The following is a 17,638-nucleotide window of genomic DNA, read 5'->3' on the forward strand; positions in this document are numbered from 1 at the left end:
GTCTCCGTCGGTAACGGAGGCAGTGCCACTGGCCGTCTGAGTACCCGCCGTCCCGTTGCCCACCCCCCCCGCCTCCCCCCCCCCCCCCCCCCCGCCGCCCCCCCCCCCCCCCCCCCCCCCCCCCCCCCCCCCGCCCGCCCCCCCCCCCCCCCCCCCCCCCCCCCCCCCCCCGTGTGGCGGTTGTCGGATAACCGTTACATCCCCATGATCTAGGACAGGGCGACGAAGGAAAGCCGGACGAAATGACCGACGAATACGATGTGACGAGCGACGAGGACTGGCTCGACGCGGAGCTGAAGAACGCGCTCGACGAGGATTACGAGATCGAACTGGAGGATGCCGTCCTCTCCCTCGAGATCCGCCGCATCTATGAACGCGCGCATCCCGCTTCCCTGCCCCGCGCCGAGTATTTCCGGGAATTGCTGCGCCTCCAGGCCGAGCTGATCAAGCTGCAGGACTGGGTGGTGGCCACCGGCGAGAAGGTGGTCGTGCTTTTCGAGGGGCGGGACAGCGCCGGCAAGGGCGGCGTCATCAAGCGCATCGCACAGCGGCTGAACCCCCGCGTGGTGCGCACCGTGGCCCTGCCCGCCCCGTCCGACCGCGAGAAGACCCAGTGGTACTTCCAGCGCTACGTGCCCCATCTTCCCGCCGGCGGCGAGATCGTCCTCTTCGACCGCTCCTGGTACAACCGTGCCGGCGTCGAGCGAGTGATGGGGTTCGCCTCCGAGGACCAGGTCGAACAGTTCTTCAAGGACGTGCCCGAGTTCGAACGAATGCTCGTCCGCTCCGGCATACGGGTGGTGAAGTACTGGTTCTCGATCACCGACGAGGAGCAGCAGATGCGCTTCCTGATGCGCATCCACGATCCGCTCAAGCAGTGGAAACTCTCCCCGATGGACCTGCAGAGCCGCGTCCGCTGGGAGCAGTACACCAAGGCCAAGGAGGAGATGTTCGACCGCACGAACATCGACGAAGCCCCGTGGTACATCGTGCCCGGCAACGACAAGAAGCGCGCGCGCCTCAATTGCATGGACCACCTGTTGTCGCTCATGCCGTACCACGAGGTGGAGCAGGAGGAGGTCACCCTGCCCCAGCGGGTCTTCAATCCCGAATACGAGCGCGCCGTGCTGCCGCCGGAACTCTACGTTCCCTCGAAATACTGAAGGCCATCGGCGGCCGCCTCGGCGGAAGAGCGCAAATGAAAAATGCCCCGGCAGATATCAATCTGCCGGGGCATTCGCGATGCCGGAGCTGGCGCGCCCTCAGAAGTTCAGCGTGAACGTCCGGGTGAAGCCGATTTCAGCGGTGACCTGATCGTCGCTGCCGCGCTCGACGATGGGGCTGTCCGCCGCGTCGTTCTGGTAGCGGTCATAGCGCACGGAGCTTTCCAGGCCCCAGCGATCGTCGAACTTGTATGTCGCGCCCAGCTCGACGCCGGTGGACAGAAGACCCCCCTCGGCATCGAAGGAATCGTATCCGCTGTCGGTGGATTCGCTGTCGCTCACGCCGAAATAGGTATCCGCGTAGGTATCGTCGCCGAAGAAGGCGCGCGGCCCGGCCGTCAGCACCAGCTTGTCGGTCGGGCGGAAGATCACGTCCGCTCCCAGATCGCCCACGACTCCGTCATGCCCGCCGATGCCCTGGCGAACGTCGGCAAAGACCGCGAAATTCCGCGCCTCGTAGCCGGCGCCGAGGCCGAGCTCGAGGGTGGCATCGATATCGTCGAGGCCGTCGAGCTCGTCATACTCGCTGGTGTCGCGCTCGCCGATGTACCGGAACGCGACGCCGAGGCCGAAGCCTTCGGGCTCGGTCACGCCGTCGGGGCTGCCGAAGCTGAGGCCGCCGAGCCGCGCGTAGTTGAGCCGGCCCTTGAATGCGGGCGCCACGGTGTTCTCGTCAGCACCGAAATATTCCGGGGTGGATTTCACGCCGGCGCCGAGGGTGAAGACCAGGTCCGGCGCGGTGTCGATCTGCGGCGCCATGATCACGGACTGCTCCATCGGAACAGGCTCGAGATTTCCGGCCAGCGCGGAAACCGGGGCGGCGACCATCGCGAGGGCAAGGACGGAGCGGAGGGAGGTCGTAGCGTTCATGATTTCTTCCTGCATGGGACCGGTCCTCCGATCGAGGGAACGCCGGGATAGCTTCATTCTGTTTAGACAAGATGTCCTGCCGCGAAAATGCATGGAGTGCGAAAAGGTTGCCGGACGCTCGATTTCATTGATGGAAGTCTCCGGACCGTGGCGAATTTGGCACAACAATCGCGTTTGAATGCCGCCGCCGAACCACTAGCTAACGGCCATGTTCAGCGACCTGCTCAGACGGCTTCAGAGCCCCCGCCCCGCCCCCCTGCCGGAGCTCGACGGCCGTCTCGCCCTCGGCGCGTTGCTCGTGCGCATGGCCAAGGTGGACCATCACTACGCAGTGGAGCAAATCCGCCGTATCGACCGCATCCTGGCCGCGCGGTTCGACCTGAATCCGGTGGAGGCAGCCAAGATGCGCGCCGATTGCGAGCGGCTCGAAGCGGATGCTCCCGATGGTGAGCGCTTCGCCGAGATGATCCGCGCCAGCATGCCGCTCGAGGAGCGCCGCGGACTGCTTACCGCCATGTGGCAGGTCGCGCTCGCCGACGGCGTCCACCGCTCCGAGGAGGATGCGATGCTGGAGCGCAGCGCATCCCGCCTCGGTCTCGGCCACGAGGACGTGGAAGCAGCCCGCCCGCAGCCGGAATAGGCGACCGCCCGCGATGGAGGGATCACCCCCGCCCTGGCGACCGCCACTCAGCTTGCGAGGTGGCCGACCTCGGTGCCGGGCCGCGCGGCGCGCGTCAGAACCTCGAAGGCATAGGCCGCGACGGAGCGGAAGCAGATCACCGTGATCGTGCCGTCCCGGCCGATCCAGAACGCCGCCGGCACCTGTGACAGACGGGTCCGGCGCAGTTCCTCCACCTCGAGGGAGCGCATGTCCACCGGGCAGAGCTTCGAAAGCACTTCCCGCGGGCCCGTCCCCTCGCCGGAGATCCGGAACACCGCACGCATGTCCGACACGTCGGTCGCGGTGACGAAGGCATCGCCCGCGCCCTCGGTGATGCGCCGGACAGTCTCCGCGACCTTGTCCACGGGCAGCAGGACCAGAGCCTCGTCGGGGGACATCCAGGCCAGCGACCGCTCGCCCTCCGTGACGATGCGCCTCGTCTGCGGTATCTCCACCCCCAGCGCGGAAGACAGAGCGGGCCCGAGGTCGGACCAGTCCCCGCGCAGGGCGATCATGCCGCCGGCCGGGGCCTCCTCCACCAGAGCGAACCCCTCGTAGCGGGCGCCGCCGAGGGCCGTTGCGATATCAGACATTCTGCTTCTCCCCCTCGGGATCGTAGAAGACCGGCGAGACGATGCGCGCCGCGATGGGATCGGCGCCGGGGATCGGGAAGTCGATCACCTCTCCCATCCGCTCGGGCCCCTTCTCGACAAGCGCCATGGCGATGCCGCGGTTCAAAGTCGGCGAGCGGTACGAGCTCGTGACCCGGCCGATCGTGCGCGTGTTGCCCCACTCGTCCTTCTCGTTCGAGATGGCGTATGCCCCATCGGGCAGAACCTCCCCCTCCAGCGTCTCCAGACCAACGAGCCGCCACCGGCCCGCATCGGTCATGTGCATCCGCGCCTGCGCGCGCTTGCCGAGATAATCGTTCTTCTTCTTCGAGATCGCCCAGTCCAGACCGAGATCCTGCGGAATCACCGTACCGTCAGACTCGTCGCCGATCATGATGAAGCCCTTTTCGGCGCGGAGGACGTGGAGCGCCTCCGTTCCGTAGGGCGCCATCCCGTGCGCATCCCCGGCGGCGACGAGACGGTCCCAGAGCGCCCGCGCCTGCCCCGCCCGGACCGCGATCTCGAACGACAGCTCGCCCGAGAAGGAGATGCGGTAGACCCGGACGTCGAAGCCGCCGAGCGTGCCGTCCGCCCAGCCCATGAACGGCAGCGCCTCGGCAGACAGGTCCATCCCGCCCAGGCTTTCGAGCACCTTGCGCGCCTTCGGGCCGGCCACGGCGATCTGGCCCCAGGCCTCTGTCAGGTTCGCGGTGTGGACCTTCCAGTCCCACCACTCGCATTGCAGCCAGTCCTCCATCCAGGCGTGAATCCGGTCGGCGCCGCCGGTCGTGGTGTGGCAGAGGAAGGTCTGCTCGTCGATCCGCGCCACCACGCCGTCATCCATCAGGAAGCCGTTCTCGGAGCACATCAGCCCGTAGCGGCAGCGTCCCGGTTTCAGGCTGCTCATCATGTTGGTGTAGAGCATGTCGAGGAAGCGTCCCGCATCGGGCCCGCGCACGAGGATCTTGCCGAGCGTCGACGCATCGAGGATGCCGACATGGTTCCGCACGGCGAGGACCTCGCGCTCCACCGCCTCCTCGGCAGATTCGGCGCGGCGCGGGTAGCAGTAGGGACGGCGCCAATGGCCGACCGGCTCCCATGTCGCGCCGCGGGCCTCGTGCCAGCTGTCCATCGGCGTCCGCCGCAGCGGCTGGAACGCGGGCCCCTTCGCCTCACCGACGATGGCGCCGAAGGAGAGCGGCGTCCAGGGCGGGCGGAAGGTCGTGGTGCCGACCTGCGGCACGCCCTCGTCGAGCGCCTTGGCGAGAATGGCGAGGCCGTTGATGTTGCTCGTCTTTCCCTGGTCCGTCGCCATGCCGAGCGTGGTATAGCGCTTGGTATGCTCGACACTCTCGAAGCCCTCCCGGGCGGCCAGTTCGACGTCGGACACCTTCACGTCGTTCTGGAAGTCGAGCCACATCTTCTCGCGTGCCTCGATCTGGGCCTCGGCAGGCATCAGCCAGACCGGCTCCAGCGGCGCCTCCTCGGGAGCCTCCGGAACGCCGGGCAGATCGCCGGTGACCTCGCCACCGGCAGCCGCGGCACCGACGTCCGCCGCATCGGCGGCCGCGTCCCGCGCCCCCATCCGCCCGTTCGCGGCACCGCAGACGGCGACGAAGGCGCGGCCGTCGGCGCCCGTCGGGGCCTTGTCGGCATCGGGTTCGAACCACGCCGCGTCCTCGCGCCACCGCAGTTTGCCGCCGCAATGGGACCATAGGTTGACGGCCGGGGACCAGCCTCCCGAAACCGCGACGGCGTCGCAGGCGATCGTGTCCGTGACCTCTCCGGCGCTGCCTTGCGCGCAGAGCTGGACGCCCTCCACACCCATCTTGCCGAGGACCTTGGCAACGCCCTGCCCCGTGCGCACGTCGATCCCCGCGTCGCGGGCCATGGCGGGCAGAGCGCCGTCCGCCGACGCCCGCGCGTCCACGACCGCCGGAACGGCAATCCCGGCAGATTTCAGTGACAGCGCGGTGCGGTAGGCGTCGTCGTTGTTGGTGACGATCACCACCGCGTCGCCTGGCGTCACGCCGTAGCACTCGACGTAGTCCCGGACCGCTCCCGCAAGCATGACGCCCGGCAAGTCGTTCATCGGGAAGGCAATCGGCCGCTCGATGGCGCCGGTCGCGACCACGACCTGGTCCGCGCGCACCTTCCAGAGGCGGTGACGCGGGATGCCGGCGGCGGGCGCATGATCGCTCACGCGCTCATGGCAGAGGACATATCCGTGGTCGTAGATGCCGGCGCACATCGTCCGCGTGCGCAGATGGACGTTCGGCATGGCCTCCAGCGCGGCGAGGAGGGCAGCGACGGTCTCCCCGGCCTCCTCCTTCGCGTCCGGCAGGGCGTCGGTGACGAGGCGCCCGCCCCAATGCGGCATCTGCTCCACGAGGACGACACGCTTGCCGGCGCGGCCCGCCGCGAGCGCCGCCGTGAGGCCCGCCACGCCGCCACCCGCCACGAGGACGTCGGCGGTGTCGTAGAGGTGCTCGTACTCGTCCGGATCGGCATGGGTCGGCGCGGGGCCGAGACCGGCGGAGCGCCGGATGATCGGCTCGAAGAGGTGCTTCCACGCGTGCCGCGGCTGGATGAACGTCTTGTAGTAGAAGCCGGCCGGCAGGAACTTCGAGACGGCCTGGTTGAGCGCGCCCACGTCGTTCTTGAGCGATGGCCAGCGGTTCTGGCTCCGGGCGGTGAGACCGTCGAACAGTTCCGTGGTGGTCGCGCGCTGGTTCGGCTCCGTGCGCTCCTTCGGTCCGAGCGCGACGAGGGCGTTCGGCTCTTCGGGGCCGGCGGCGAGAATGCCGCGCGGGCGGTGGTACTTGAAGGACCGGCCGACCAGCGTCACGCCGGCGCCGAGAAGCGCGGAGGCCAGAGTGTCACCGGCATAGCCCTCGAAGGTCGTGCTGTCGAAGGTGAAACCCTGCGGCGCGTTGCGGTCGATGTACCGACCGCCGGACGTCAATCTGCGGCTCATGTCGCCTCCCCCGGTGCAGTCCAGCCGGGCACCCTGTCCCGTATCTTGTCGACGATCTCGGGCGGCGGCCCCTTGGTCTGGGCCGGGTAGGTCCCAAACACCTCCATCGTCGCGGTGTCCCGCGCCGCGATGAACCACTTGCCGCACCCGTAGGCATGGCGCCACCGCTCGAGATGAGGCCCTTTCGGGTTGTCGCGCAGGAAGAGGTAGGCCTCGAACGCATCGTCCTCCGCCTCCGGGCCGCGGCGCACCAGGTGCGCCTCCCCGCCTGGGGACAACTCCGTCTCGTCGGCCACGAGGCCGCAACAGGGGCATCTGAGCTTCAGCATGAGGGCACCTCGCAGGCACTGAGGGACAGGGCGCGGACACGACAAAGCGGCCCCGCCAGACAAGGCAGGACCGCTTTGCGGAAGACCATGAGCGCAGGCGCCGGAGCGCGCGCGGGATCAGTTGGGAGCGACGTCCAGTTCGACATCCGCTTCGGCTTCGGAGTCGGCGCCGCCAGCGGCCGGGGCATCGCCCGCGGGAGCGTCCGCGACAGGCGCGCCGGCTGCCGGTTCATCGACGACGGGCGCGTCGGACGTGGCGCCCGCATCGGCACCGGTGTCGCTGTCGATCGTGATGTTGGTCTCGTCGCCAACTCCGGCCGTTCCGGTCTCGGGGGACGGGTCAGCGCCGAGGAACAGCCAAGCGAGAACGAGGACGGCGACGACGACAGCGCCGAGAATGAACGCCATGGGCCCGAGGCCGCCGGAGGAGGAGCGGACTTCAGTATGGCTCGAGGAGCTGGTGCTCCGCGGCGGCGTGTTGGGGTCTTGCATGGGGTGTTTACCTTGGGCAAATCGGGATGCGTCTGAACGCCGCATCCCGACCCCTGGTTCCGGGCCCGACCGTTAGTTGGCGGGTTCCAGCTCAACGGCGCCGTCGCCGTCCTCATCGAGCGGTTCGCTGATTTCCGCTTCGTCGGTCGTGACGGCTTCGCCGACTTCGTCGGCTGCCTCGAAGACGCCCCAGAAGAAGAGGATGACGAGAATGACGATGATGGCGATGATCGCCAGGATGATGTTGCGCAGCATTGGCTGTCCCTTCGGTGCATGTAGTTCCAGGACCCAATGCACCCGATCACGGACCCGTTCCACGGGTCCGCGCCAAACGGTGCAACCGTGACCGAAATGACACCCATCAGTGGGCCACACCCGCGGCGACGCTCTCGTCGATGAAGCGACCCGCGCGGAACCGGTCCAGTCCGAAATGCGAGGCAAGCGTCCCCGGCGCGTCCTTCGCGATGAGCTCCGCCATCGCCCAGCCCGACCCGGGGATCGCCTTGAAGCCCCCTGTGCCCCAGCCGCAATTGGCGTAGATCCCGCCCACCGGCGTCTTCGAGAGGATCGGGGAGCGGTCTCCGGTCATGTCCACGATGCCGCCCCACTGGCGCAGCATCTTCAGCCGCCCGATGATCGGGAAGGTCTCGACCAGCGCGCGCACCGTCTCCTCGACATGCTGGAACGAGCCGCGCTGCGTGTAGGCGTTGTAGCCGTCCGTTCCGCCGCCGATCACCATCTCGCCCTTGTCGGACTGGCTCATGTACCCGTGCACGGTGTTGGCCATGACCACGACGTCCATGCAGGGCTTGATCGGCTCGGAGACCAGCGCCTGGAGCGGCACGCTCTCGATGGGGAGGCGGAAGCCCGCCATCTCGGCCAGGCGCCCCGAATGCCCCGCGACGACGAGCGCGAGCTTGTCGCATCCGATCTCGCCCTTCGTCGTGTCGACACCGGTGACGCGGCCACCCTCCTGCCGGATGCCCGTCACCTCGCATTGCTGGATGATGTCCATGCCCATCTCGGAGCAGGCGCGGGCGTAGCCCCAAGCCACCGCATCGTGCCGCGCGGTGCCCGCACGGGCCTGCCAGAGGGCGCCGAGGACCGGGTAACGCGGCCCGTGGATGTTGAGGATCGGGCAGAGCGCCTTGACCCGCTCCGGTCCGACGAACTCGGTCTTCACGCCCTGGATCGCATTGGCGAAGGCGGTGCGCTTGTAGCCGCGGACCTCGTGCTCGGTCTGTGCCAGCATCATCACGCCGCGGGGGCTGAACATGACGTTGTAGTTCAGCTCCTGGCTCAGCGTCTCGTAGAGCGACCGGCTTTTCTCGTAGATCGCGGCGGAGGGGTCCTGCAGGTAGTTCGAGCGGATGATCGTGGTATTCCGGCCCGTATTGCCGCCGCCGAGCCAACCCTTCTCGAGGATCGCGACATTGGTGATGCCGAAGTTCTTGCCGAGGTAGTAGGCGGTGGCGAGACCATGGCCACCGGCGCCGACGATGATCGCGTCGTATCGCGCCTTGGGCTCGGGCGAGCGCCAGGCGCGCTCCCATCCCATGTGGTGCTTCAGACCTTCGCGGACGATGGCAAAGGCGGAATAGCGACGCATGGACGGGCCTCCTTCGAGCGCAGGACGGACGCCTTTCCGAAGACGCCGCTGATAGACAGGCAATGTCAGGGAATCTTCGTCTGTCAATCGTGCGCCAGCGGCATTCTCCGGTCCGGTTGCGACGCGCGCGCGGATGTCGCACGGCTGTGATGGCGGTTTCGGGGCCTCCGGGCTTCCGGGGATGCGGGGAATGCCGTATCCCGCGCCCATGTTCTGGCTCGCCGCCCTTGCCCTCGCCGTCGTCACCGCGCTGTGGATCACGCGGCCTCTCCTCGTCCGGCCGGCAGACGCCCAGGCGCCCGAGGCGCCCGATATCGAGATCTACCGCCAGCAGCTCGCGGCCCTGGACCGCGACGTCGCGCGCGGCACGATCGCACCGGACGAAGCCGACCGGATGCGCCCCGAGATCGAACGCCGCCTCCTCGATGCCGACCGTCGCGCGCGGCCAGCGCCGGAGGCCGGCCCACGCCGCGCCGGCCGGATCGCGGCGGGCGTGACCGGCCTCGTGCTCCTGGCGGGTGGCGCGGCGTCCTATCTCGCCCTCGGTGCGCCCGGCTATGCCGACCTGCCGCTGGCGACACGCATCGCCGACGCCGAGCGCGCCCGCGCCTCCCGCCCGTCGCAGGAAGAGCTGGAAGCTGTCTCCCCGGCAAACGACGTCGAACGGGAAATCCCGGAGGATTACGCCGAGCTGATGGTGCGCCTTCGCAGCGCGCTGGAGCAGCGTCCGAACGATGTCGAGGGGCTCACCCTCCTTGCCCGGAACGAAGCGCGGACAGGTGATTTCGCCGCGGCCGCCGATGCGCAGGGGCGCCTGATCGAAGCGAAGGGAGAGGACGCGACGGCGGACGACTATTCGGACCTCGCCGACCTGCTCGCCCTCGCCGCCGGCGGCGTCATCTCTCCCGAGGCGGAGCGTGCCGCGCGGGAGGCCCTGGCGCTCGACCCTCGAAATGGTCCGGCCCGTTATTATCTGGGCGTCATGCACGCACAGACCGGCCGCCCCGACATCACCCTCTCCCTCTGGGATGCGCTCCTGCGGCAGGGTCCGGAAGACGCGCCCTGGATCCCCGCGATCCGCGGCCAGATCGATCAGGTCGCCGCCCGCGCGGGCGCCAACTACACCGCCCCAACCCCGCCTCAGTCCCTCCCGGGCCCCGGCGCCGCGGATCTGGACGCCGCGGCGGACCTCTCCGCCGAAGAGCGGGACCGGATGGTGCGCGGCATGGTCGACGGTCTGGCGGGGCGTCTCGCGGCCGATGGCGGCACGCCCGAAGAGTGGGCCCGCCTGATCCGCGCGCTCGGCGTTCTGGGGGAAACCGAACGCGCCGCCGCGATCTGGACCGAGGCGCAGGGCACGTTTCCCGCCTCGGACATCGGCCCCATCCGCGCCGCGGCCGAGGATGCGGGGGTCGCCGAATGATCTGCGACACCCTCGAGGAGTTCGCCCTGCTCATCCCGCCCGGGCGCGCCATCGCCGGGCTCGATCTCGGCACGAAGACGATCGGTCTCGCCCTGTCCGACATGCTTCTGCTTTCGGCAACGCCGGACCGCACGATCCGCCGCAAGAAGTTCACTCTCGACGCAGAGGCGCTTCTGGAGCGGCTGACCGCACGGGAGATCGCCGGAATGATCCTCGGCCTGCCCCGCAACATGGACGGCACCGAAGGCCCCCGATGCCAGGCCACCCGCGCCTTCGCGCGCAACCTCGAGCGGATGACCGAGTGTCCCATCGCGCTCTGGGACGAACGCCTGTCCACCGTCGCCGCCGAGCGCGCGCTGATCGAGGCCGATACCAGCCGCCGCCGCCGCGCGGAGGTGATCGACCACGTGGCTGCGTCCTACATCCTGCAAGGCGCGCTGGACCGGATGCGGCACATCAGGACAATGCCATGAGCGACGACGTCTGGACCCGCGACGAGCCGCAGAGCCCCTGCATCAAGATCTGCCAGATTCACCCCCAGGAGCGGATCTGCATCGGCTGCTACCGCACGCAGATGGAGATCGGCCTCTGGAAACGGATGAGCGCCGAGGAACGCCGCGAGGTCCTCGCCGAGCTGCCCGGCCGTGCGTCCCGCGTCGCGCCCCGCCGCCGCGGCGGCCGCGCCGCGCGCAAGGGGTTCGTCCCGCCCGATCGGAAGGATTAGGGGGCTGGGCGCACGGGCCGCGCCCGATGGTCGCCCTCAGGCCGCTGCCAGGGTCACGTGCTCCAGCGCCGCGTCGAAGAGCTCCAGTCCCGCATCCTTGCGCCCCGTGCCTTCGGAAAGCGTCCGCCGCCATGTCCGTGCGCCGGGACGGCCGGTGAACAGCCCCAGCATGTGCCGCGTCACGTCGTGAAGCCGCCCGCCCGCCTCGAGATGCCGCGCGATGTAGGGCCGCATCCGAAGCGCCGCGTCCTCCGCCCGCTCGCAGGGATCCTCCGCGCCGAAGATTTGGCTGTCCGCGCGGAGCAGGACGGAGGCCGGATCGTGATATGCCGCGCGACCGATCATCGCCCCGTCGAGACCGCCTTCGAGATGCTCCGCGGCCGCATCAAGCGTCGCTATACCGCCGTTGATGGAAATCGACAGATCCGGGAACTCCGCCTTCATGCGGTGAACGAGCGGATAATCGAGCGGCGGGATATCCCTGTTCTCCTTGGGGGAGAGGCCCTTGAGCCACGCCTTGCGCGCGTGGATGGTGACCTGGCGCACCCCGGCGTCGCGCACGCGCGTCAGGAAGTCCGGCAGCACCTCCTCGGAAACCTGGTCGTCCACGCCGATCCGGCACTTCACCGTCACCGGCACCGAAGAGGCCGCGATCATCTCGGCGCAGGCCGCCGCGACCCGCTCCGGCTCCCGCATCAGGACGGCACCGAAGCAGCCGGACTTCACCCGGTCGGACGGACAGCCGACGTTCAGATTGACCTCGCCGTAGCCCTCGTTCGCTCCCATCCGGGCCGCCTCGGCCAGCTCCTTCGGCTCCGATCCCCCGATTTGGAGCGCAACGGGATGCTCGGCCGGGTCGAACGCGAGAAGATGCCGCGCCCCGCCCCGAACCAGAGCCGCCGCGACGACCATCTCCGTGTAAAGGAGCGTCCGGCGCGTCATGACCCTGTGAAAAGCCCGGCAGTGACGATCCGTCCAATCCATCATGGGGGCGACGGACAGGCGGGCGGCGCTGCGCAGATCAATTTCATCTCGTTTCATTGATTTTCCGACTGGTGGGGCGATGCTGTTTCGGTCCTCGAAAGGCGCGATTGCCGCCGTTTCCGGCATCAGGGCCTGCAAATCAAGGCCCGGTCGAGGTCTTGCGGGTCTGAGCCGACGGTGCATAGCACCCTGCAGGCGCAGGCGCAAAGGACTGCTGGCCGTTCGCCTCGGAGGTCCGCATCGGCGCCGTCAGGGAAACCAGTGGCGGACGACCGCTTCGGCGCCGCGTTCGTTGAGGTGGGTCTCGTCGTAGTAGAGCGGCGTGCCATCCTCGATCTGACGGCAGGTCTCGTCCGGGCAGAGGACGTCGCCCGGATCGAGCACGTAGACGCCGTCCACGCCCCTCAGCGGCGCGATCACCGCCTGGAAGACATCGCCCTGCGCCTCGTAGGCGTCCCGGCCGAGCGCCTCGTTGAGCGGCGTCGTCCAGGACCTCGGTCTGTACCACGCGTTCAGGGCCTCCTCGTGGGCCGGGCTTCGGCCGAGGATCGGCACGGGCGCAACGATGTAGACCTCGATGCCCCGCGCCGTCAGCCCCCTCACGGTGTCGAGGAACTGGCGCTGGAACGCCTCGCGATAGGTACCGAGGTTCGCCGCGCCCGGCCCCCCGGCCCGGCCGCTGGCAATCTCCGTCGGCACGTCGTCCTCGCCGTATCCAAGGTACGAGGGCCAGAGCGCGGCATAGATCACGGCCTCGACCCCCTGCATCGTCGAAAGACGGTCGTGCGCCTCGAAGCTGAGCCGCGTGCAGTCGTCCCCGAAGACGTCGAGATCGTAGAGCCTCGCGCCGATCGCGGGACAGGCATAGGACCAGTAATGCAGGGTCTGGAGACCGCGCTCCTCGAGGGCGCCACTGAGCTGGTTGGCCAGCATGTCGGAATGGGAATCGCCGATCAGGACGACCTTCCGCTCCGACGGCGCTCCATAGCTGCACGAATAGCCTTCCGCGGTCAGCTCGCCCTCCATGCAGCGTCCGCGCTCGGGGTTCACGAGGTACTTGCCGAGATAGGCGCGCTGCGCCGCCTCCGGCATCCGCTCCGGCGCGCCGCCCGACTGCCAGATGAGCGTGGCGAGCCCGAAGATCCCCGCGAGCAGCAGGAGATCGAGGCCGACGATGATGCGAAACCGCGGCGACCGCCACCGCTCGAACGGCAGCTCGATCAGGGCCCCGAGAGCCAGGGCGACCGCGTAGGACGCCACGAACGACACCACGGGCATCCACGCTCCGAGGGGCGGGTCGACATAGGCGAGATAGACGACGACCGGGAAGTGGAAGAGATAGATGCCGTAGAGGTTGCGGCCGGCATAGGTGATCGGACGGAGATGGATCCGCCCCGCCAGGAGGCGGCTCCGCGGCTGCCCGATGATGATCAGGACCATCCCGAGGAGCGCAGGCAGCGACACGAGGCCCGGCGAGGGCGCGTCCGGCGTCAGGATGACAATGGAGCCGAAGACGAGCACCCAGCCAAGGGCGAACGCGGCATCGCAGGTCAGCCACCGCCCGAGCCGTCCCTCGAAGGTGCCGCCCCTGACCAGCGGCGCCAGCGCCACCCCCATGAGGAACTCCCACACGCGGGTCGAGAAGAGGTAGTAGCTCGCTCCCTTCAGGTCCGGATCGGTGGAGTAGATCTGCGCCAGGGCCAGGGAGAAGAGCCCTCCGCCCAGAACCAGCGGCCAGAACCCCCACGTCCGGGGCAGCAGCGCCCAGGCTGCCATGATCACGAGCGAGAGCAGATAGAACTGCTCCTCGAGGGCGAGGCTCCAGGTGTGCAGCAGCGGCTCCGCCTGGACGATCATGTCGAAATAGTCGCCGGTGGACGCGGCATGGAGGTTGCCGGACAGCAGGACGGACATCAGCGCCGCATCCGCAAGGTCGTAGAGATCGCCGGGCAGCAGAAGAAACCAGCCCGCCGCCAGCGTCAGGAAGATCGCGGCGAAGAGCGGCAGCAGGATGCGCCGCACCCGCGCCTTGAGGAACCGGACGGCCGCCGTGCGGTAGAGCGCGCCGGAGGAGGCACCGTCCGCGCCGGCACGCAGGCGATCGAGGAGCCGCAGGAACGAGGCCGTGACGAGGAACCCGCTGATCACGAAGAAGGCATCGATGCCGATGAAGGCCCCCGGCGCCCCCGGCAGACCGGCATGCGTCCACAGAACGAGGCTCACGGCGATGCCCCGGAAGGTATCGATGGACGGCAGGCGGGTCACCGGGGCGGGGCCTTCTAGCGCAGCGTCGTCAGGGCGTCCCCGGCGGCCGCGTTTCCACGTTCGGCGCTTCGCTCCAGATAGCGGACAGCCTCATCCGTCCGCCCCTGCGCCAACGCGACCTGACCGAGGTTGAAAAGCGCATTGGCATCACCCTTGTCGGCCGCCTGCTGCCAATGGTCGAGAGCCGTCCTGCGGCCGGCTTCGGCAGTGTCGCCGCCCCGCTCCGGCTCTTGCCAGTAGAGGGCGCCGAGACGGGTATGGGAGGGGGCGAAACCGGCCGCTGCGGACGCGCTCAGAAGGCGCTCCGCTTCGTCCGCATCCCCGGCACCGGACGTGCCGCCCTCCAGCAGGGCGATGGCGTGGTTGTACTGGGCCACCGGATCGCCGTTCCGGGCCGCTTTCGCGATCCAGTCCGCAGCGGACTGCCCGCCGACCTCGGTGATCTCCGGATTGGCCAGGAGATACTGCGCCATGTGCCCGGCGGCATACGGATTGCCTGCCTCGTCGGCCCGGCGGAGCACTTCGGAATAGGCCAACTCGCTGTCGATGAGGCCCGATTGCATGAGTTTCGACAGCTCGAAATAGGCCTCCGCGTCGGTAAGCGGCGGGAATTTCGTCAGCTGGCCGGCGAAGCTCTGGACGATGGGCCCGTCCGCGGCGCCCTCGGCGATGTCCCTCAACCGGTAGATCGCCATGAGGTACTGACCCCGCGGATCGCCCTCCTCGGCCGACCGGGTGAGATGCGCGGCGATCGCGTCCACCGGCGGCGCCGTCGGCTGGGACAGGGCCTCGTACCGGGCGTAGTCGAAATGCGCTCTGACGTCCCCCGCCTCCAGCCGGCGCTGGACGGAGCGTTCGAAGGTCTGCCATTCGCGGGCGAGAAGGGCCAGCTCGCCGAGCTGCTCGAGCCGCTTGATGCCCGGTGTCTCGCCGGGATCCGTGCACGTCTCGTCCATCTCGGCTCCCTCGCTGCTGTTCAGAATATCGCACATGAAGAGGATGGCCGGGGGATAATCCGCCAGGAGAAGCGGCTCGAACGTCTCGAAGGCGTCCGAGAGCCTGCCGTCCTCGTACTCGGCGAGGGCCAGCGAGAGGCGGGCGTCCTGCTGACCAAGGGCCGCGCGAACGCGCAGCCCCTGGTTCGTGTTGTAGAGGGTGACGCCCAGGGCGATCAGTGCACCGATACCGGCCAGGACGCCAACGCGCCGCATCCAGTCAGTCGCCATACCTCACCACTCTTTCTTCCGCTTCGCCTGTCTCAGAAGTCGACCTTCACGCTGACCGAGACGCCGGAGGCCGTCTCGCCGCCGAGCACGCCCTGGCCGTACCCCGTGAGGCTCAGCAGGACATTCTCCGTGGCAAGCAGGTCCGCCCCGAGGGTGATCGACCCCTGCGTGGCGTCCATGCCGGGCACGCGGGCTTCGAAGACCACGTCCTCGCCGCCGGAACGGCCCTCGACGATGTAATCCTCCAGCCCCGAGAGATGGGTGACATCGATCCCGCCCGACAGGGCCAGCTTGTCAGTCACCGCGTGGCTGTAGTCCACACCGAGCGCCACGCCGGACACCGTCTGCGACGGGATGTTGACCTCGAGACGATCGGGCAATGCGCCCCCGCTCTCAGAGAAGGACAGTTTGTCCACCCGTCCGAAGAGGGCCGCGGCATCGACGCTGAGCGCGCCCTGGCCGAGTTCCGTCGAGAAGCGGGCCCCGACCCGGGCCAGCGTCGCCGAGCTTTCGACATCGTCGAAGTCCAGCGTCGAGGTGAGGCCGAGCCGCGAGCCCTCGAACTCGTGCGATCCGGTCTCCAGGGTGATGTAGGGGGCGATTCCGCTCGGCTGGTTGCGCAGCATGGCACCGACCATGAACTGCATCCCCTCACCATCCGCCGACATTCCGGCATCGGTCTTCACGCTGCCGTCCACCGACTGGATACCGAAGCCGAGCACCACGTCATCCGTGGCGAAGCCGATCCGGCCGCCGATGCTGTGGAAGGTCTGGGTGTAGTCGGACATCGTCATCGAGCTGTCGGAGCCGAGTTCACGGCTATCGTAATCGACCGTGCCCCAGGTTCCTCGCTGCCCCGTCAGGGAGACGCCGTCGAACAGGTCAGAGCTCACGACCAGCGAGCGCAGGGCGTATTCGAACGCACCGCCATACCCTTCGGGCGTGAAGCGGCTGAGCACCTCGACACGGTCCTCCGGATCGGCCGCCGCGAGCAGCGGGATCAGGTTGCCGCCGGCCGCGTCAAGAATGTCCTCGTCGCCGTCAGGATCGCCGCTGCCCCCGGAAACGATGAGCTGGTCCACGATGGAGGAAAGCTCTTCGTTCTCCTTGTCCTCGTCGTCCGAGATCTGCTTCAGCGTCTGGCGGATGCCTTCCTCCTCCTCGTCATCGCGCGATCCCATCGCGACCACGACGCCGGTGGAGTTGACGTAGCTGAAGCGGTCACCGGTTTCGTTGACGACGCTGCCGAAGCTGCCGGTCCGCAATTCGGGATCGAACCACAGGAGGTGGAAGCTATCCCCCAGCTCCGGTTCGAACCCGTCTCCCAGGGCCACGCGCAGGACCGAGTCCTCGCCGAGGATCAGGCGACCGCCGACCGAGATGACGTCGTACTCCGTACCCGCCTCGCGGCCGTTGATCTCCATGTCGGCGATGCCGCCATTCGACATGTCCAGATCGCCCGTGAAGACCAGCGTGCCTGGCGAGAAACCGGGCGCCACGATGCCGCCGTTCTCGATGATCGCCATCGGCGTGTCGATGACGCCGGTCCCCGTCAGGCGTGCCGACGTACCGCTGACCCTGAGGCCGCCGGCACGCACCGTCGGCGCCGCCGGATCGAGAGCCCCGTTCAGGGCGAGCTCGGAGCCGCCGGCGACGGACAGCATCTCCTCGATGTAGAGGCCGCCGACCGTCTCAGCGTCCGCCGGGCCGAAGATCGTCGTCTTGCCGGAAGCGAGGTCCATCTGACGGAAGGCGGCCGCACTGCCCTCCTCGAGGGTGAAATCGGTCATCGCCAGTTTCAGGATATCGCCGGTCATCACACCGTCGAAGTCGAAGCCCTCGTTGAGCGTGAGCGTGCCGGCGTCCCAGATGTTGCCATCGAAGTCGCCGGAGCTGCCGAGGGTCAGGTTTGACCCGTTGAGCGACAGCGTACCGCTCCCCGACAGGCTCTCGAAGGTCTGCGATCCCTCGAGGATGCTCAGAACCGCGTCATCGAGGGAGACCCTGCTCGTCGCGGAGACGATCCCACCCTCGGCGAAGGTCAGCCCGCCGCCGACGGACACGATGTTCGCCACGTCGATCGATCCCATCGCGCCGTCAAAGCCGAGGACGCCGTCGCCGGTCCGGCGGAAGGTTCCGCCCCCCGTGATGCTGCCGGAATAGACCGAATTCAGGCTTTGCTCGACCGTCAGGCGGTCCTCGTCCCCGGCCAGCGTCACGACACCGGTGTCGAGGCCGGCGAGA

The 17,638-nt window shown here is 68.5% G+C and carries 16 protein-coding genes; 5 read left to right on the forward strand and 11 right to left on the reverse strand.

Annotated elements, in window-relative coordinates; all coding sequences use genetic code 11:
* Positions 1-242 precede the first annotated feature (242 nt).
* On the forward strand, positions 243-1,163 hold the full coding sequence (ppk2, locus tag RM543_RS18610) for a polyphosphate kinase 2 (RefSeq protein WP_311694391.1): 921 nt from the start codon (positions 243-245) through the stop codon (positions 1,161-1,163).
* A gap of 99 nt (positions 1,164-1,262) precedes the next feature.
* Here the strand turns inward: ppk2 and RM543_RS18615 are convergent, their stop codons facing one another.
* Positions 1,263-2,108, reverse strand: a complete 846-nt coding sequence (locus RM543_RS18615) for a MipA/OmpV family protein (RefSeq protein WP_311694393.1) — start codon at positions 2,106-2,108, stop codon at positions 1,263-1,265.
* Between the two features lie 193 nt (positions 2,109-2,301).
* On the opposite strand from RM543_RS18615, the gene RM543_RS18620 reads away from it, so the two are divergent.
* A complete protein-coding gene (locus RM543_RS18620; RefSeq protein WP_311694395.1) occupies positions 2,302-2,733 on the forward strand; it encodes a tellurite resistance TerB family protein in 432 nt (143 codons plus the stop codon).
* A 47-nt stretch (positions 2,734-2,780) separates the two neighbouring features.
* Here the strand turns inward: RM543_RS18620 and RM543_RS18625 are convergent, their stop codons facing one another.
* From RM543_RS18625 to RM543_RS18650, 6 genes are all read right to left on the reverse strand, one after another.
* A complete protein-coding gene (locus RM543_RS18625) occupies positions 2,781-3,347 on the reverse strand; it encodes a sarcosine oxidase subunit gamma (protein ID WP_311694397.1) in 567 nt (188 codons plus the stop codon).
* Positions 3,340-6,342, reverse strand: coding sequence for a sarcosine oxidase subunit alpha family protein (locus RM543_RS18630; RefSeq protein WP_311694399.1), 3,003 nt, complete (start codon positions 6,340-6,342; stop codon positions 3,340-3,342). Before RM543_RS18630 ends, RM543_RS18625 begins: the two co-directional genes overlap by 8 nt.
* Positions 6,339-6,671: a sarcosine oxidase subunit delta gene (locus tag RM543_RS18635; RefSeq protein ID WP_311694401.1), complete on the reverse strand. Its 333-nt coding sequence runs from the start codon at positions 6,669-6,671 to the stop codon at positions 6,339-6,341. The genes RM543_RS18630 and RM543_RS18635 overlap by 4 nt, the downstream gene beginning before the upstream one ends.
* A gap of 117 nt (positions 6,672-6,788) precedes the next feature.
* A complete protein-coding gene (locus tag RM543_RS18640; RefSeq protein WP_311694403.1) occupies positions 6,789-7,079 on the reverse strand; it encodes a hypothetical protein in 291 nt (96 codons plus the stop codon).
* A 156-nt stretch (positions 7,080-7,235) separates the two neighbouring features.
* On the reverse strand, positions 7,236-7,418 hold the full coding sequence (locus RM543_RS18645; protein WP_116086621.1) for a hypothetical protein: 183 nt from the start codon (positions 7,416-7,418) through the stop codon (positions 7,236-7,238).
* Between the two features lie 106 nt (positions 7,419-7,524).
* Positions 7,525-8,772, reverse strand: coding sequence for a sarcosine oxidase subunit beta family protein (locus tag RM543_RS18650; RefSeq protein WP_311694406.1), 1,248 nt, complete (start codon positions 8,770-8,772; stop codon positions 7,525-7,527).
* Positions 8,773-8,962: 190 nt separating this feature from the next.
* Here RM543_RS18650 and ccmI point away from each other — a divergent pair, with 190 nt between their 5' ends.
* From ccmI to RM543_RS18665, 3 genes are read left to right on the forward strand one after another with little or no spacing between them, the layout of a single operon-like run.
* The gene (gene ccmI, locus RM543_RS18655; protein WP_311694408.1) at positions 8,963-10,195 is read left to right on the forward strand and encodes a c-type cytochrome biogenesis protein CcmI; all 1,233 of its coding nucleotides are present in this window, start codon (positions 8,963-8,965) and stop codon (positions 10,193-10,195) included.
* Positions 10,192-10,668 (forward strand): Holliday junction resolvase RuvX, encoded by a 477-nt coding sequence (gene ruvX / locus RM543_RS18660; RefSeq protein ID WP_311694410.1) that lies wholly within the window; start codon positions 10,192-10,194, stop codon positions 10,666-10,668. Before ccmI ends, ruvX begins: the two co-directional genes overlap by 4 nt.
* Positions 10,665-10,919: a DUF1289 domain-containing protein gene (locus RM543_RS18665; RefSeq protein WP_311694412.1), complete on the forward strand. Its 255-nt coding sequence runs from the start codon at positions 10,665-10,667 to the stop codon at positions 10,917-10,919. The genes ruvX and RM543_RS18665 overlap by 4 nt, the downstream gene beginning before the upstream one ends.
* A 36-nt stretch (positions 10,920-10,955) precedes the next feature.
* Here the strand turns inward: RM543_RS18665 and dusA are convergent, their stop codons facing one another.
* The 4 genes from dusA to RM543_RS18685 form a co-directional block, all read right to left on the reverse strand.
* A complete protein-coding gene (gene dusA, locus RM543_RS18670; protein WP_311694415.1) occupies positions 10,956-11,960 on the reverse strand; it encodes a tRNA dihydrouridine(20/20a) synthase DusA in 1,005 nt (334 codons plus the stop codon).
* Positions 11,961-12,152: 192 nt separating this feature from the next.
* A complete protein-coding gene (locus tag RM543_RS18675; protein WP_311694417.1) occupies positions 12,153-14,168 on the reverse strand; it encodes an acyltransferase family protein in 2,016 nt (671 codons plus the stop codon).
* 14 nt (positions 14,169-14,182) lie between these two features.
* Positions 14,183-15,394, reverse strand: a complete 1,212-nt coding sequence (locus tag RM543_RS18680; RefSeq protein WP_311694419.1) for a tetratricopeptide repeat protein — start codon at positions 15,392-15,394, stop codon at positions 14,183-14,185.
* A 32-nt stretch (positions 15,395-15,426) separates the two neighbouring features.
* A partial coding sequence (locus RM543_RS18685; protein WP_311694420.1) for a hypothetical protein occupies positions 15,427-17,638 on the reverse strand: 2,212 nt, incomplete at its 5' end.

The organism is Tropicimonas omnivorans, from assembly GCF_031846565.1.
Taxonomy (GTDB): domain Bacteria; phylum Pseudomonadota; class Alphaproteobacteria; order Rhodobacterales; family Rhodobacteraceae; genus Tropicimonas_B; species Tropicimonas_B omnivorans.

Excerpts from the sequence above, each read along its gene's own strand:
- ppk2 (WP_311694391.1), top strand. The coding sequence starts at position 243 with ATGACCGACGAATACGATGTGACGAGCGACGAGGACTGGCTCGACGCG.
- RM543_RS18645 (WP_116086621.1), bottom strand. The coding sequence starts at position 7,418 with ATGCTGCGCAACATCATCCTGGCGATCATCGCCATCATCGTCATTCTC.
- RM543_RS18640 (WP_311694403.1), bottom strand. The coding sequence starts at position 7,079 with ATGGCGTTCATTCTCGGCGCTGTCGTCGTCGCCGTCCTCGTTCTCGCT.
- RM543_RS18630 (WP_311694399.1), bottom strand. The coding sequence starts at position 6,342 with ATGAGCCGCAGATTGACGTCCGGCGGTCGGTACATCGACCGCAACGCG.
- RM543_RS18680 (WP_311694419.1), bottom strand. The coding sequence starts at position 15,394 with ATGGCGACTGACTGGATGCGGCGCGTTGGCGTCCTGGCCGGTATCGGT.
- RM543_RS18650 (WP_311694406.1), bottom strand. The coding sequence starts at position 8,772 with ATGCGTCGCTATTCCGCCTTTGCCATCGTCCGCGAAGGTCTGAAGCAC.
- RM543_RS18635 (WP_311694401.1), bottom strand. The coding sequence starts at position 6,671 with ATGCTGAAGCTCAGATGCCCCTGTTGCGGCCTCGTGGCCGACGAGACG.
- ccmI (WP_311694408.1), top strand. The coding sequence starts at position 8,963 with ATGCCGTATCCCGCGCCCATGTTCTGGCTCGCCGCCCTTGCCCTCGCC.
- ruvX (WP_311694410.1), top strand. The coding sequence starts at position 10,192 with ATGATCTGCGACACCCTCGAGGAGTTCGCCCTGCTCATCCCGCCCGGG.
- RM543_RS18665 (WP_311694412.1), top strand. The coding sequence starts at position 10,665 with ATGAGCGACGACGTCTGGACCCGCGACGAGCCGCAGAGCCCCTGCATC.
- RM543_RS18620 (WP_311694395.1), top strand. The coding sequence starts at position 2,302 with ATGTTCAGCGACCTGCTCAGACGGCTTCAGAGCCCCCGCCCCGCCCCC.
- dusA (WP_311694415.1), bottom strand. The coding sequence starts at position 11,960 with ATGAAACGAGATGAAATTGATCTGCGCAGCGCCGCCCGCCTGTCCGTC.
- RM543_RS18615 (WP_311694393.1), bottom strand. The coding sequence starts at position 2,108 with ATGCAGGAAGAAATCATGAACGCTACGACCTCCCTCCGCTCCGTCCTT.
- RM543_RS18625 (WP_311694397.1), bottom strand. The coding sequence starts at position 3,347 with ATGTCTGATATCGCAACGGCCCTCGGCGGCGCCCGCTACGAGGGGTTC.